Origin of the sequence: Orenia metallireducens (genome assembly GCF_003001995.1) — a bacterium.
In the GTDB taxonomy this organism is placed as follows: Bacteria; Bacillota; Halanaerobiia; order Halobacteroidales; family Halobacteroidaceae; genus Orenia; species Orenia metallireducens_B.
This window is the reverse complement of sequence record NZ_PVNB01000002.1, coordinates 1-15203: the sequence shown is the minus strand read 5'-3', so window position 1 is coordinate 15203 and position 15203 is coordinate 1. Positions and strand designations below refer to the sequence as shown.

At 29.7% G+C, this 15203-nt stretch carries 22 protein-coding genes; 16 read left to right on the top strand and 6 right to left on the bottom strand.

Translation table 11 applies throughout. The features are described 5' to 3' along the window. Nucleotide 1: 1 nt before the first annotated feature. A complete protein-coding gene (locus BX659_RS01600; RefSeq protein WP_097016077.1) occupies nt 2-1351 on the bottom strand; it encodes an FAD-dependent oxidoreductase in 1350 nt (449 codons plus the stop codon). A 305-nt stretch (nt 1352-1656) separates the two neighbouring features. Between BX659_RS01600 and BX659_RS18880 the strand changes: the two genes are divergently transcribed. From BX659_RS18880 to BX659_RS01575, 6 genes are all read left to right on the top strand, one after another. Next, a complete protein-coding gene (locus BX659_RS18880) occupies nt 1657-1815 on the top strand; it encodes a hypothetical protein (protein WP_172431779.1) in 159 nt (52 codons plus the stop codon). Nucleotides 1816-2089: 274 nt separating this feature from the next. Next, entirely contained in the window at nt 2090-2635 is a 546-nt protein-coding gene (locus BX659_RS01595) for an FxLYD domain-containing protein (RefSeq protein ID WP_097016076.1), read from the top strand. 148 nt (nt 2636-2783) lie between these two features. Further along, entirely contained in the window at nt 2784-3215 is a 432-nt protein-coding gene (locus tag BX659_RS01590; RefSeq protein WP_253250634.1) for an N-acetyltransferase, read from the top strand. 27 nt (nt 3216-3242) lie between these two features. After that, nucleotides 3243-3995, top strand: coding sequence for a cyclase family protein (locus tag BX659_RS01585; protein ID WP_097016075.1), 753 nt, complete (start codon nt 3243-3245; stop codon nt 3993-3995). Nucleotides 3996-4114: 119 nt separating this feature from the next. Then, nucleotides 4115-4756: a lactate utilization protein gene (locus BX659_RS01580; RefSeq protein WP_097016074.1), complete on the top strand. Its 642-nt coding sequence runs from the start codon at nt 4115-4117 to the stop codon at nt 4754-4756. Between the two features lie 62 nt (nt 4757-4818). Beyond that, nucleotides 4819-5259 (top strand): NUDIX domain-containing protein, encoded by a 441-nt coding sequence (locus BX659_RS01575; protein WP_097016073.1) that lies wholly within the window; start codon nt 4819-4821, stop codon nt 5257-5259. Nucleotides 5260-5377: 118 nt separating this feature from the next. Here the strand turns inward: BX659_RS01575 and BX659_RS01570 are convergent, their stop codons facing one another. Next, nucleotides 5378-5614 (bottom strand): LysM peptidoglycan-binding domain-containing protein, encoded by a 237-nt coding sequence (locus BX659_RS01570; RefSeq protein ID WP_097016072.1) that lies wholly within the window; start codon nt 5612-5614, stop codon nt 5378-5380. A gap of 259 nt (nt 5615-5873) precedes the next feature. Here BX659_RS01570 and BX659_RS01565 point away from each other — a divergent pair, with 259 nt between their 5' ends. After that, nucleotides 5874-6452, top strand: coding sequence for a DJ-1/PfpI family protein (locus BX659_RS01565; RefSeq protein WP_097016071.1), 579 nt, complete (start codon nt 5874-5876; stop codon nt 6450-6452). Between the two features lie 417 nt (nt 6453-6869). On the opposite strand, the gene BX659_RS18875 is transcribed toward BX659_RS01565, so the two are convergent. Next, on the bottom strand, nt 6870-7034 hold the full coding sequence (locus tag BX659_RS18875) for a hypothetical protein (protein WP_172431778.1): 165 nt from the start codon (nt 7032-7034) through the stop codon (nt 6870-6872). 511 nt (nt 7035-7545) lie between these two features. On the opposite strand from BX659_RS18875, the gene BX659_RS18870 reads away from it, so the two are divergent. The 6 genes from BX659_RS18870 to BX659_RS01535 all read left to right on the top strand — a co-directional run bounded on the left by BX659_RS18870 (nt 7546) and on the right by BX659_RS01535 (nt 11350). Continuing rightward, nucleotides 7546-7689 carry a hypothetical protein gene (locus BX659_RS18870; RefSeq protein ID WP_172431777.1) on the top strand — a complete coding sequence of 48 codons (144 nt, stop codon included), beginning with the start codon at nt 7546-7548 and terminating at the stop codon, nt 7687-7689. A gap of 520 nt (nt 7690-8209) precedes the next feature. Then, on the top strand, nt 8210-8845 hold the full coding sequence (locus BX659_RS01555) for a LysE family translocator (protein WP_097016069.1): 636 nt from the start codon (nt 8210-8212) through the stop codon (nt 8843-8845). Between the two features lie 300 nt (nt 8846-9145). Then, a complete protein-coding gene (locus BX659_RS01550) occupies nt 9146-9397 on the top strand; it encodes a hypothetical protein (RefSeq protein ID WP_097016068.1) in 252 nt (83 codons plus the stop codon). A 176-nt stretch (nt 9398-9573) separates the two neighbouring features. Further along, the gene (locus BX659_RS01545; protein ID WP_097016067.1) at nt 9574-9894 is read left to right on the top strand and encodes a hypothetical protein; all 321 of its coding nucleotides are present in this window, start codon (nt 9574-9576) and stop codon (nt 9892-9894) included. A 134-nt stretch (nt 9895-10028) separates the two neighbouring features. Next, on the top strand, nt 10029-10718 hold the full coding sequence (locus tag BX659_RS01540; RefSeq protein WP_219884420.1) for a type 1 glutamine amidotransferase family protein: 690 nt from the start codon (nt 10029-10031) through the stop codon (nt 10716-10718). A gap of 125 nt (nt 10719-10843) precedes the next feature. Beyond that, nucleotides 10844-11350: a peptide deformylase gene (locus BX659_RS01535; protein ID WP_172431776.1), complete on the top strand. Its 507-nt coding sequence runs from the start codon at nt 10844-10846 to the stop codon at nt 11348-11350. 193 nt (nt 11351-11543) lie between these two features. Here BX659_RS01535 and BX659_RS19350 read toward each other — a convergent pair whose 3' ends face one another. The 3 genes from BX659_RS19350 to BX659_RS19345 all read right to left on the bottom strand — a co-directional run bounded on the left by BX659_RS19350 (nt 11544) and on the right by BX659_RS19345 (nt 12666). Next, entirely contained in the window at nt 11544-11678 is a 135-nt protein-coding gene (locus BX659_RS19350) for a hypothetical protein (RefSeq protein WP_258176086.1), read from the bottom strand. Nucleotides 11679-11925: 247 nt separating this feature from the next. After that, the gene (locus BX659_RS01530; protein WP_097016064.1) at nt 11926-12444 is read right to left on the bottom strand and encodes a host-nuclease inhibitor Gam family protein; all 519 of its coding nucleotides are present in this window, start codon (nt 12442-12444) and stop codon (nt 11926-11928) included. A 90-nt stretch (nt 12445-12534) separates the two neighbouring features. Further along, the gene (locus BX659_RS19345; protein ID WP_258176085.1) at nt 12535-12666 is read right to left on the bottom strand and encodes a hypothetical protein; all 132 of its coding nucleotides are present in this window, start codon (nt 12664-12666) and stop codon (nt 12535-12537) included. 150 nt (nt 12667-12816) lie between these two features. Here BX659_RS19345 and BX659_RS01525 point away from each other — a divergent pair, with 150 nt between their 5' ends. The 3 genes from BX659_RS01525 to BX659_RS01510 all read left to right on the top strand — a co-directional run bounded on the left by BX659_RS01525 (nt 12817) and on the right by BX659_RS01510 (nt 15138). Next, entirely contained in the window at nt 12817-13257 is a 441-nt protein-coding gene (locus BX659_RS01525) for a hypothetical protein (protein WP_097016063.1), read from the top strand. 239 nt (nt 13258-13496) lie between these two features. Further along, nucleotides 13497-13673, top strand: coding sequence for a YqaE/Pmp3 family membrane protein (locus BX659_RS01520; RefSeq protein ID WP_097016062.1), 177 nt, complete (start codon nt 13497-13499; stop codon nt 13671-13673). Between the two features lie 937 nt (nt 13674-14610). Next, nucleotides 14611-15138 carry a hypothetical protein gene (locus tag BX659_RS01510; protein ID WP_097016060.1) on the top strand — a complete coding sequence of 176 codons (528 nt, stop codon included), beginning with the start codon at nt 14611-14613 and terminating at the stop codon, nt 15136-15138. Nucleotides 15139-15203: the final 65 nt, after the last annotated feature.

The window sequence follows — 15203 nt, the reverse complement described above, 5'->3', positions numbered from 1 at the left end:
CTTAATTTCTCTTCTTATCAGTTACTAAACCTGCTATCATTAATCCATCTTTAGGTACAGAAAAAGGCGGTGCATAGGATAAATCAAGATCAATCAACTCAGCTGCCTTCATTTCATTGTGAATAGCTGTAGCTAAGACATCTACTCTCTTATCTACCCCATCTTTACCAACTATCTGCCCACCTAAGATTCTACCACTATCTTGTTCTACAACCAGCTTGATATTAATCTTAGTATAACCAGGATAATAGCCAGCATGATTACCTGCTTTAATTACAGAACTGACCACTTTATACCCCTTCTCTTCTGCCTCTCTAACAGTTAACCCTGTACATCCAACAGCTAAGTCACAGACTTTAGTAATTGCTGTACCTAAAATACCTTTAAATTGATCCTCTACTCCACATAAATTACTACCTGCTACCCTACCATGCTTGTTAGCAGTAGAACCTAGCGGCACCCAAATTGGCTGACCAGTAATCAAATTGATACTCTCAACACAATCTCCTGCTGCATAGATATCAGCAATATTGGTCTCCATCTTGGAGTTAACCTTGATTGCTCCTGTATTTCCACACTCAATCCCTGCCCTCTTTGCTAGATCTGTATTTGGTCTGACACCAATGGCTAAGATCACAAAATCACAGTCCAACTCTTGGCCTGATTCTGTAATAACTCGTTTTACACTCTTATCACCTTGAAACTCTACAACTCCATCGCCTAAAATTAGCTCTACCCCTTTAGCTTCTAGATGCTCAGCGACTATCTCTGCCATATCAGCATCGAGATTGGTTAAAAGTTGGTGGGCTTTCTCTACTACACTGACCTCTATACCATACTCTAATAAGCTTTCAGTCAATTCTAAACCAATATATCCACCACCAATAACCACTGCTTTTTTAGGCTGATTTAATTGGATATAATCAATGATTCTATCAGCATTATGGACATTTCTTAAGGGAAAGATATTATCTAAGTCTATCCCTTTAATCTCAGGAACAATAGGGCTTGCTCCAGTAGCAATTAATAGTTTATCATAGCTTACCCTCTTAACTTCATTCCTTAAAATATCCCTCACTACTATCTCTTTTCTATCTACTAGTATATCTTCAACAGAATGTTGAGCTTTGACCTCTGCCCCTTTTTTAGCTTCAAACCTCTCTGGCGTATAAATAATAACACCATCTCTTGCTTCAACTATATTAGATATATAATAAGGGAGTCCACAACCAGAATAAGAGATATCACTATCTCTTTCAAAGATTACAATCTCAGCTTCAGGATTAATCCGTTTGGCTCTAGCTGCCGCACTAGTCCCTGCAGCAACTCCACCAATTACTACTATTTTCATCTTATCGCCTCCTCAACTATATTATATCCATCAAGTAGATATCTAAGAATCTAATTTACTTAAATACTTTATATTATACCTTCTATAATAAGAGTAATTCTCCTTGCTATATAGCTAAATCCTTTACTATAACTATTCAACTCTAAAATTCGATACTTATAGTTAGGTTTTAAAAGAAATTAACCTTTTTAAGTTTTAGAATATTTTGATTTTTTCTTGATTCTATTTGAAGGAATAACAATTTTATCCTAGAATTATAAGTCTATTCTCTAGGTAAAGTTCAATAATTTAGGAGGTAGATAAGATTGGGTAAGTCTGAAACTGAAAAGGAAGTTAATCAAAAAAGGATAGAAATAGAAAAAAGAATAGAACGTAAAATAGAGACTGAAATAAAAAAAGCTCAATATCAAGTGAAACGGGAAATAAAACGAGAGCTTAAAAGGCTTAAACAAATAATTAAATAAGAACAACCAAAAATATATTATTGCTTTACCTAGAGTCTCACTAGCCCATTATCATATCTCAAATATAGGGACTTACTTCTTCTTATCTTCTTTCTCAACTTTTAGGAAGCTAAACTAGATAAATTCAGTTTAGAGAATCAACTAAACCACTTAACAGAAATAAATGACAATAAACAGGACTATAATTATTTTTATAGAAAAATTAATATAATTGATTTTTATTTAAGCAACAAGATTTAAGCTAAAACTAAATTTAATAACATCTAAGATAGGAGTGATTAATATTAATAAGAAGATAATTTTCTTAATAATTTTTTCTTTTCTACTGATAGCACTAACCGCTTGGGCTAAACAGATATTCTTCATTAAAGTAAATCAAGAGAAATTAAGAATTGAACCAAATGGAAGAGCTATAACCACCCTTCCTAAAGATACTCAAGTTGAGGTAATTGGTTCAACTGACAGATGGATTAAGGTCAAGGTTGAAGGTTGGATATCCAAAGAATCTATATCTAATAATCTATCAGAAGATACAGATGGGGAAACTATAAACCCTGGATTTGTCTATAAGGATATTAAGCTAAGAGGAAGTAATGGTAGAATTAATATTACTGGCAAGCTGACCAATCAGACAGGTAAAGACTATCAATCAACTACTTTTATTATTAAATTATATAATAACTTAGGTTCTGTTATTGGAACTAACTATATCCAGCTTAATAACTTTGCTGATAAGCAGACTAAATCTTTTAAGTTGACTACAGCTGGCTACTTATCACAAGTAAAAGATTATGTTATTAAATTTGAAAGCGGAATCTAAAAAATGGCTATTTTAACTTAATTCTAAAAATCCTATTACTAATAGAGGCTATATTATCATAAATCCCTATCATTTCTACAACATAGGGATTTATGAATAGATAAATAACTTAAGATCTTGACTTTACTAAAGAAAGGAAGAGTTGCTGATGATAAGAAACAGTAATAAAGATGACCTTGATAAAATAGTTCATCTCTGGTATGAAGTATCCTTGAAGGCCCATGATTTTATTGATAAAGAATATTGGAAAACATCACAGCAAGATATGAAAGAAAAATATATTCCACTATCTGATACTTACATTATAGAGGAAGATAATCAACTACGAGGATTTATCTCAATGGTAGATAATTATCTTGCAGCACTATTTGTTGCTAGCAACTTTCAAAGCAGTGGTTATGGAAAAAGGCTATTAGACCATGTCAAAAAGAATAGAGATTATATAGAATTGAAGGTTTTTAAGAAGAATAAAAAAGCTTATAACTTCTACTCTAATAATGAATTTATTATAGAACAAGAGTTATTATCTGAAGATTTAAAGGAGAAAGAATATTTAATGGTATGGAGAGCTGAAAAGTAAGAAAATCTTAAAGAAGGGATGATATAAATGTTTATTGATTTAAGCCATTATTTCGAAAATGATATGCCAGGTTTTAAAATGAAAAATGAAGATGGTACTTATACTAAATATACTGCAAATATAAAACCATTTTTAACCCATAAAGAATCAAAACCCAAATATCAGGGAAAAGCTTCTTTTGAGATAACAGAAATTTCATTTCAAACTTCAATCGGTACCTACCTTGATTCACCTTATCATAGATATCCAGCTGGTAGAGATATTAGTGAAATTAAAATTGATGAGGTAATTCTTCCAGGAATCGTTATAGATGTTCGGGGAAGAGATGAATTTAAACCAGTATGTCTAGATGTTATTCCCAAAAATTTAGAGTTAAAAGGTAAAGCAGTTTTATTTAATTTTGGATGGGATAAATATTGGGGTAAAGACAAATACCATTCATATCCTTATATGTCAGAAGAATTAATAGCATATTTAATCGCTAAAGAAGTACGGCTTGTGGGGGTTGACACATTAAATATCGATAGTTCAAAAAAGATGAACCGCCCTGCTCACACCTTATTTTTGAAGAATGAAATTTTGATAGTAGAAAATTTAACAGGATTAGAGAAATTACATAATAAGATATTTAGATTTTTTGCAGTCCCTTTGAAAGCTAAAGGTGTTGCTGCTTTGCCAATTAGAGCTTTTGCGGAAACTTTAGATTGTCCTGTAAAGAACACATTATCAAAACAGCTTGAATTTATAGAAAAAGATGATTCGGAAAACTTATCAAATTAATACTTGGTTATCCTAATATGATATTCATAGTATATCACTCCTAATATGCGATTAGCTAAAATATCTTATACAAGTTATAATAATCTTAATAACTTTATACTCAGGAGGAAGATAAAACAATGGATGAAAACATTAAATGGTACCATGATTTACAAATAAGAAGATTATTAGATAATATAAGTGATAATAATATGCAGGGCTTTTATGTCAAAACCCGCAAAGAGTTGCTCACTAAAGTAAACGAACTTATTCCAAAGGGTTCTGTTGTTGGAGTTGGAGATTCGATGACTTTATTTGAAACTGGTATTATCGATCTGTTAAGACAAAAAGATTATATTTTCTTAGATAAATATCAAGAAAATTTAACAAGAACAGAGAAAGATCAGCTTTATTCAGATGTTTTCAGTGCTGATTCCTTTTTATGCAGTACAAATGCAATTACAGAAGAAGGCGAATTATATAATATTGATGGGTATGGCAATAGAGTGGCTGCAATGATCTTTGGACCAAAACAAGTTATAATTGTAGCTGGAAAGAATAAAATAGTTAAAGATTTAGAGGAAGCCAAAAATAGGGTTAAGAATATAGCAGCCCCTATTGATGCCAAAAGACTCAATAAAAATACTCCCTGCACTAAAGTTGGCTATTGTGTAGACTGTAATTCAAAAGATAGAATATGTAATAACATCACAATAATCAAAAAACAGCTAAAAAAGGACAGAATTAAAATTATTATAGTTGATGAAAATTTAGGATACTAAATTTAGCTAATACATAGCTGTTATAAATTTTATGACTAACAAAGATATAAGGAGTGATCTAATTGGCATATCCTGAACCTACTGTTGGAGCTATCATCTTTAACCCCGATAATAAAATACTTCTATGTAAATCAGATAAGTGGGATAACAAATATGTAATTCCTGGTGGACACATTGAATTAGGTGAAAGTATAGAAGATGCTCTAAAAAGAGAAATTCTAGAAGAAACAGGGTTAGAAATATATGATATCAAACTAATCAGTTTAAAAGAGAGTATCTATAGTGATACTTTTCATAAGCAAAAACACTTCATATTTATCGACTACATCTGTAAAACCGATTCATATAATGTAATATTAAATGAAGAAGCACAAAAGTATGCTTGGGTAGACTTAGATGCAATTGATAACTATAAACTAGGAGGATTTACTAAAGAACTATTAATAGAATTAAAGAAAAAAGAGAAATCTGAATATAACACAGAAATTCTTTATAATTATTAGTGTCTAAGATAAATTATTTACAAATTAAAAATAATAAGCAATAAAATCCTAAGGGTTTTATTGCTTATTCTAATTTAAACTTCCTATTCACTACTATATTTCTCCCTCTGATCTCAGTCTAATAATATGGACAAGGACCTCTACCTGGAACACAGATAATCTGCCCCTCTCTAAGCCTATCTGGATTAATACCTGGATTTAATCTTCTTAATTCCGCTACTGTTGTATTAAAGTCTCGTGCTATCGTATAAAAAGTATCTCCTCTTCTAACTACATACTCTCTTGATCCTCTAGGACATCTACCAGGTCGTGGAGGTCTTGGTCTTGGCGGTCTTGGACGGCGATACATTCCCATCAAATCACCCCTTTCTTTAGTTTAATATACATTATTATATTCAAACTAACCTAACATGTTAATTTATTCCATAATAATTTGTAAATTAATAGTTCCTGCAGATGAGATTAATCAGTAATAAATTCAAAATATAAACAAAGTACTTTATAGATAAAGTATAGTATATATTTATCTTGAGATTTTTCCAAATTATACAAAGGGATATTAATATAAATGAAGAAATAAATACCATAAACCAAGATGGAGGAGGAAAATATTAGTGAGTAAGAAAATTCTAATGTTAGTAGGAGATTATGTTGAAGACTATGAGGTAATGGTTCCATTTCAAGCACTACAGATGCTAGGTTGTACTATTGATGCAGTTTGTCCAGATAAAGAGAAAAATGATATTGTAAAAACAGCTATTCATGATTTTGAAGGAGCACAAACTTATAGTGAGAAACAAGGACATAACTTTACGTTAAATGCAAGTTTTAAAGATGTAAATCCTGATAATTATGATGCTTTGCTTCTTCCAGGAGGCCGTTCTCCAGAATATATCAGGCTAAATGAAAGGGTTATATCTTTGGTTCAATATTTTGCTAAACAAGAAAGACCAATAGCTGCAATTTGTCATGGAATTCAAATCTTAACTGCAGCTAATGTATTAGAAGGAAAAGAATGTACTGCTTATCCAGCTATAAGACCAGATGTGATAAATGCCAATGGAACTTGGATCGACTGTGCAGTTGATAAAGCTCATGTAGATGGTAATCTTGTAACTGCTCCTGCTTGGCCAGCACATCCAGAATGGTTAGCTAAATTTTTAGATGTCTTAGAAATAAAAATTGAATTATAAGTTGATTATTAACCTCCTAAGGATTATCCTAGGAGGTTTTCTCTATTTCATAAATTCTCTCTTATTACTTGCTGCCCCTGCCAGTCTTTTGCCCATTCTCTTTTGTAACAAAGTTGGCATACAAGAATCCTTATTATTTCTTTGCTTCAAATACTAATTAAATCAGCTTAAAAAAGCTTTTCTTAATATTGATGAATAGATCTACCATTATTTTATTGTTCATAAAAAAACACCCAGCTCTTGCTGAGTGTTAGTTCCTACTCTTATTATATATTCAATTATAAATCCAATCTTCCTTATAACCATTACAATACAGATTTTGAATTATTGATTTAACTGTCATTTCATCCCAAATTATAGTTATATTTTAACCTGCATTGTTTTTACTAAGCAACTCAATACTTCATATTAATAATATTAATTAAGCTGTTTTGAGATCTTAGCTCTATAAATTTCTAAATCTCTAATCATATGCTGAGATGCTATCTTTACTACTTTCGAAGTATCTGGGCTATTTATTTTTGATTTATACTTCTCTATTAGCTTATCTATCTCAGCGACTTTCCTAGCAACTTTCTCCATCCATTATACCTCCTTTTACATTTAATCACTCTTCAACATATGAATTAATAGCCATATATGTTAAAGGTTATTGTATAAGAGAAGGTATAAAAAGACACCTTAATCAGGTGTCTAAGTAAATAATTATACTATAAGATTATATACTTAGACTAAATAATACCTATAACCATACAGAAATCTTGAGTTATAAAAAATAAACAGGATAGAATATTCTAAATATAAATATCTATTTTTCTGTTTAAATTTAATATATTAGAATTTTCTACTGTAAATCCTTTTTACAAGTAAGTTATCACACTTCGTATCCTTCCATAAGATTTTCTTATCTTTCTAATCAAACCTATGCTATCTATAATCATCACTAAAACTGATTATATTTAATTAAAAATTAACATATAGTTAATATTAGGTTAATAGTCTTAGTTTATATTAAAACATATAAAAGGTTTTAAATTTAAAGAACATTTTATATATAAGCCAAAATTCTATAAGATTATAAGGAGGCATATGTATGCTAAATAAAACTGACAACAAAGAATCAAAACAAGCAGCTTATTACTTAGCAAAGAATGTTTCAAAAAACAGACTAAACAACATCAAGAATATAGATATGAAAGAACTTGTAAATAATAATCTTGAACTAGAATCCATATAAGAGATACATTAAGAAAAGGTGGTTTCTATTGTGAAGAACCTATCTTTGATGAATTATGGAGCGGACTTCTCATTGAAGCAGCATCTATTAGTTAACCCCCTATTTGGGGGTTCTTTATTTTTGGATTATTCTTTTATTAGCTATAAAATAGAACCCTTAGTAATAAAAAACATTTTCAAATATTTAAATCAGTATGATATAATACAGTTGCAAGGTTGTGCAAAAAGTAATTCTATTCTATAGCTTAGCGATTTGCTAAGTTATTATTTATACTTATTTGGGATATTTTTAACATTAATGTATTATGCCGGAAATTAATATTTAATGTCAAAAAAATGAGTAAACCAATAATAAATAATTGTAAAACTTTTTTATTTTAGCTTAGTTGTGAAGATTGTGATATGGTGAGAGACTGTGTTAGAGGTTTAGTTCCCTCCCTTACCCTACTTGGTGAGAACAATAAATATACTATTAATTATTAATTAGTATGGCTCCCATTCTTAAAGGAGGACTTTATTAAATGAAAAAAGTATTCTTAAGAGGTCTATCAACAGGATTAATTCTTCAAATAGCCATCGGACCTGTCTTCTTCTTTCTAGCAAACCTTGCACTTCAAAAATCTTTAATCGATGGATTATTTGCAGTTGCTGCTGTAACAATTGTAGATTACTTATATATAGCACTGGCTATTGCTGGAATAGGTAAATTATTAGAGAAGAAAAAAGTCAAAAAAACTTTAGGAGTTATTAGTTCCATTGTTCTTATTGCTTTTGGATTTTATATGGCTATAAATATTCCAGAGACTATTAATATTAATTTAACTATAAGTGACCCTTCATCAAATCTATTTAAAAGTTTTATTTCAGCTTTTTTATTGACCATATCCAGTCCATTAACAGTTCTTTTTTGGACTAGCTTATTTGCAGCTAGATCAGTTGAATATTCCTTAAACAAAAAAGAGTTAATGGTCTTTGGATTGTCAGCAGGTCTTGCTACACCTCTTTTTCTTAGCCTCTCTATCTTTCTTATAACAATATTAAAGACATTGATTTCACCATTAATCGTCCAATTAGCTAATATGTTAGTTGCTTTGATTTTAATAGGTTATGGGATATTAAGAATTATAAAAATTATATTGACTAATTCTTTTAAATAAATATTAATGATTTTTTACTCAATGATGATGATAGAAATATTAAAAGATATAAGAAATTTAAAGATAAGTATAATTGTTATGGAGTATTCGAATTAGATGAAGGAGCAATATTAAGGCATTTTGCTGAAAAAAGAATTGACGAACTAATAAAAGATTTTGATAAATTAGAGTATGAAAAGGTAGTATATACAACTATGAATGGAAATAAGTCAAATGGGTTTAATTACATAGGAAAGATTTAAGTGAGAGTGTAGAAGCACCATCTAATGTCTTAAGAAAAATTTTCAAAAGGAGTTAAAGATGGAATTACTCAGTATGCTTTTAGTTGCATTTATTATAGGCTTATTTAAGATTAGAACTAAATTAGGAAAGATAATCTTAACATTACTTACAATAGTCTTTACATTTACTTTATTTTTATTTATATCCTTTTTTGCTATAGGAAATATCTATGGACCTGATCTAGATGCAGTATCTTATTATTTAGGAATAGGAGTTATAATTATCAATATTGTAATCTGGATTATTCCACTAAAAAAAGAAGGAGATTAGAGGAGAATAAATAATATATCTTAGTCACCAAATTTATATTGTGGTAAGTTAATACATATTGACAAGTTTTAACTTTTATTTATACTTAATTCAGATATTTTAATATTAGTAATTAGGAGTCTATACCTACTTATTTTTACATATATAATAAATCAAATACTTAAGGGGTGTTAATAATGAAAGTTACTTTACAGAACCAAAATAATAATCTAATCAAGGAAGTACCAATCGGCTTTTCATGGACCACATTCTTTTTTGGTTTCTTCCCTGCTATATTCAGAGGAGATATCAAATGGGCAATAATCATGTTCCTAGCTGCTTGTGTTACTGCGGGAGTTTCAGCTCTTGTTTTCCCTTTTATCTACAATAAACTCTATATCAAGGATCTTTTAGAAAAAGGCTATCTTCCGGCTGATGAATATTCTAAAAATAATTTAAGTACTAAAGGAATACACTTTGCTAATCCTATCCAAGAAATAGAGACTGGTATTAACTAGTAATAAATAAGATCTAAATAAAAGTTGATAACAATTAAGGCTAACTTAATTAAGTTAGCCTTAATTTGAATTATTTAATATTACTTTTATTATAAGAGGTTCTTATATCCCGCCCCTACTCTATTTAGAATTAGATGCCATTCAATTTTGAGATGATTATAGAAATAAAAACTAGGAGGATAATAATGACAAACAAATCAAATTCTAAAAAATGCTATCTATATGTTCTGGATACTTTAGCTGACTGGGAAATTGCTTTCATAACTGCAGAGTTAAATAGTCGCAGATATTTTGCTAAAAATACAAAATTAGAGCTTGTAATGATTGGAAATACTTTGAAGCCAATTAAGACCATGGGGGGAATAACTATCACTCCCGATAAGGATATTAATGATGTTAAATTCCAAGCTGGAGATTTACTCATCCTTCCTGGAGCAGATACATGGATGGATGAGAAAAATAAAAAGATATTAGAAATTGTATCAAATCTAATTAATAAGAAGATTATAGTTGCAGCAATTTGTGGTGCTACAGTAGCCTTAGCTCAAACTGGCTTATTAGATAATAAAAAACATACAAGTAACGATCAGGACTTTCTAAAAATGTTCTGTCCTGATTATATTGGAAGTTCTCATTATATAAATGCCCCAACAGTGGTAGATGATAATTTAATAACTGCCTCAGGACTTGCTCCATTGGAATTCTCATACGAGGTATTTAAAAAGATAGAGGTAATGAAAAAGGATGCATTAGAAGCATGGTATCAATTATATAAAACTAAAGACTCAAAATATTTTTACAAATTAATGGAATCACTAAAATAAATCAAAAATACCTAACAGCAAATATAAGTAAGAGCTAAGCAGAAATGTATTAAACCCAATCCCCTACTCTACTTAGTGAGTGAAATAATACAGTAAGTTTATTAAATCAAAAGGAGAAAATAATGATGGCTATAAAGGAAGTATTAATGATCGGAAATCCAAAGTTACGAGAAAAATCTTCAACTGTGACTGATTTTAACAAAAAATTACTAGAAATCATTCAAGATCTGAAGGATACACTAACAGACCTTCAACTGAAAAAGAATCTAGGTAGAGCATTAGCAGCCCCACAAATAGGTCATATGAAAAAGGTAATCTACTATAATTCAGATAATAAAGAGATAATTATGGTTAATCCTAAAATCATATGGAAGAGTGAAGAAACCTTTAATGTCTGGGATAGTTGTTATAGCTTTAATATTGCTTTTTTTGTAAATATTACAAGGCACAGAAGTATCAAAGTTAACTATCAAAATAAAGAAGGAAAAGAAATAACTAAACAATTTAATGATGATTTATCAGAATTATTCCAACATGAGATTGACCACCTCTATGGCAAGCTAGCCACTGATTATTTAGTTGATAATCAAAAAATTATAATGAGAAATGAATGGGAAAAGAGATATAAATAAGATTAAAGATAATAAGATATTTAGAATATGATTTGCTTCTTATTTGCCTTATTTTACTATTAAATATCGTTATATAAAAAGGATATATAATACCCAACCCAAGAGCAATACTGATATTCTGCTTATTACATATTTGAGTATATCAATGATATATTAAAAGCATATTAATATTAACAACAGGTTGGAAATGGATTTATTGACATTTACTTTTAGCTGCTTTATCTCTAAAGATATAGTATATCTGAGCGTTAGCTAAATCATTTCTATGTTCTTTTATAATTTCTTGAGCAATCTCTTCAACTTCTAGAGCTTCACTATAATTAGGCATTTACATTCTCCCCTTTTTGTTCTTACCTTCTTTCCACATCCTTTTTAATAAAGCCAAATCTTTATTGGTAGCTGGTCTTAGGCTTAGACCAGCTACTTAAGATGAATAATACTAAGGTGGCTCCTCCTCTCTTGTTTTTGGTTTTTGCCTTGAGCTATTCCATGCTCTAGGCTACACCAAGTTAGGAGTTATGAGCCTGTCCTTCTCTGCCACTTGTTCCTTAGTGGATACAGATAGTAGATTAGCTTTATACATCTATAGTAAACTTTTCATCTCTTTCTTCAATCTCAACACCCTCAATAATCTCTCCAGTTTCAGGGTGAATAACTTTATTACCAACTACTTTAACCATATTTTTCAATGCTTGCTTATCAATTTGCTCTTTAACCTTAATAGCATCTATCCCCACTACCTTAAGGAATTTTAGTAATTTCTCTTCATCATAATTCCATTTAGCATTCTGTTTTCTAAATTTTAATTTACCAAATGGCAGGGAATGAGTTTTAAGATCTTTATTCTTTTCCTTTAACTTCATAGCATATTCAGTCAATAACCCTTCAAAAAACTCTATATCATTATCAATCTTAGAACTCTCCTCCTCTAACCAACTATCAATCATTATTTTTCTCTTTTCTGCTAATTCTTCTTTTTCTCTCTTTAAACCCTTCAATTCCCTTAACTTCTCCAAAGCCCAATCTGCCTTAGCATCATCGGTAATGATAAACCTCTCTTGGCTTTCTTCAACTCTTTCTTTAATTTCACTCATCTTACTCACCCTTTCTTAAATTATCTTAATCAGTAACTATTAATAGTATTGCCGGTCCCTCCATCTCAATATCTTCTTTTTGTGAATAATCTACATCTTTTTTCTATTCCTATCCTTTTGGATAATTCTCCTATTAACTCCTATTTCTTTAGTAAATAAACTTATATTACCTTCAAATTCATTTTCAAATAATCTATCTATCTCATCCATGTTTGCTTCCAAGAACAGCCCTCTTTTTCTAAACTCTGTTAATATTATAAACCACTTCCACCTTATTGTTGATATTTTAAACAGAAAATGAAAAAAATTTAAACAATAGCTTTGTTGAAATTTATAACGTATATAGTATAATCTAAGATAGGAGGTGTTAAAATGTTTAACACTAGTAAATTTAGAAAACTCATAGAAAAAGCCAGAGGAGATAGATCTAACTCAGAATATGCTAGAGAATCTAATGTAAGTAGAACTTATATTTCTCAATCTATAAATAAAAGTCTAGAAAAACCTCCTAGTCCTGAAATATTAAAAAATTTAGCTAATGTAGCTCGAAATAATATAACATATAAACAATTAATGGATGCAGCTGGTTACTTAGAAGGAATAACTGAAGACAATCGCCAAAACCCTAATAATAAAATTGAACCAGCAATCTCTGATGATCCTGAACTATTAGAATTCTGGGATGAACTAAGTCAACGAGAAGATTTACAGCTATTATTTGAACAGACTCGTGACCTTCCTAAAGAAGCTATCCAGGATGTTATCAATATTATTAGGAGAATTGAGAAAGATGGACATAAGCTAAATAATTGATACTGAGGGAATCTATATCGCCTTAATGAGCATCTGCCTAATAAACCTTACGTTCTTGAATTGGACATGCAGCATAGTAAGATGGAGAAAGCTGCTGATTTGATGGCTGTACAGGCTCTGAGGGCTTTGGGGAGATAGTTTTAAATATTAACTATGTGTGATATTAAATTACTTTCTAGATATGTTAATATATGGATTGATATTGTTCTGTAATATCGAATTAGAGGGAGGTAATATATATGTACTTATTGGCTATATTGTTTCCACCTGTAGCGGTTTTGCTATGCGGTAAGCCTTTTCAAGCATTTTTAAACTTTTTGCTATGTTTTTTACTTTATATACCAGGAATGATTCATGCTATTATGGTAGTTAAGGATAAAAAAGATGATAAAAGATTTAAAAGATTAAACAGATAGGAAAAATTAAAATTAATAAAAACTTAGCGATTTGCTAAGTTTTTATTAATAGTTATTCGGGATATTTTTAACATTAATGTATTATGTCGGTAATTAATATTTTATATCGAAAAAGTGAGTAAGACAACAATAAATAATGTCAAACTTCTTTATTTTAGCTTAGTTACGAAGATTATGGTATGGTGAGGGATTGTGTTAGATTTAGTCCACTCCCCTACTCTGTTTGAGGAGAAAAGTAATTGTGATATTGATTAGATGGTTATTAAAGTAAATATTTCCGACATACTTCGCAAAGACTCATCAATCAAAGGTATTTGCAACATGATATATCGGGAATATAATAGTTATCAGACATTCCTAGATTGTTTTAATTACTGATAAACTAATGATAAATAAAGTATTGATATAAATTCAAATTAGAGTCTATTTCTAAGAAGTGAGGTGTTTTATTTGGGATTTTCTTATGTAGGATTAATAATTGTAGCAGTAGTGCTGTTACCAAACTTGTTATTTGTAATATTTCCCCCCAAAAATATTCCTAATAGGTTACAAGATGTTAATTTATTGTTCACTATAATTGAGAGAATGGGAATAATTGCTTTTATAGTTATTCTCCTAACTTCAAATGTGAGCTTTATTAATTTAAATTTTAATTTATTTTTACTATTAATGATATTGTGTATAGTAATATATTATGTTTTATGGTTACGTTATGTTTTAAAAGGACAAGATTTTTCATTACTGTTTACGCCTTTATTATTTATTCCAATACCAATGGCTATTTTTCCTGTATGCTATTTTTTATTTGCTTCCTTTTGGATAAATTCAATTTATTTAACAATTACCACTCTGATATTTGCAATAGGGCATTTTGCAAATAGTTGGAATAGTTATTTACATATGATGAATTAAAAATAAAATTATAAGGAATGATATCATGAAAAAGAAAATTATTAGTTTAACCTTAATTATCATTTTTCTATTTACTTTTGCAGTAACTGCAGAAACTTTAACCAAAGAAAAGATACTAATTCAGTTGAAAAAAATATCCCAAATATCAGATGATAAAGATAGACTGTTAGCTTATGATACATTTATAAAAAACCTAGCCCTTCAAGATGATTCACTCAAAGGCAAGGGTAAATGGATCTCACATTCTAAAACAGATCCCCTCACCGATAAGCAGATAATAATCTTTAAGCTAGTAGATGAAAATCCAAATATTTTATCAAAAAAAACACTATTTATTAGATATCAAAATGGACAAACTCAGCTCTTCATTTCATGGAATGAATATTTAGGTGATAATTTACTAGTGAAATATAGATTTGATAAAGAAACAGTAGAACAGAGAAATTGGCTTTTATCAGCAGATGGTACTGCTACTTTCTACCCTGGAAACCCTATCGAATTTATTAATAAAATCATGAAAGCTATTCAACAACTACCGACTAGAAGTCGGTAGAATGCTTTTGCGACTGGAAGTCGCGTTTAGGCTAAAGCCCACTAAAGGACTATAGCTAAAGCTAT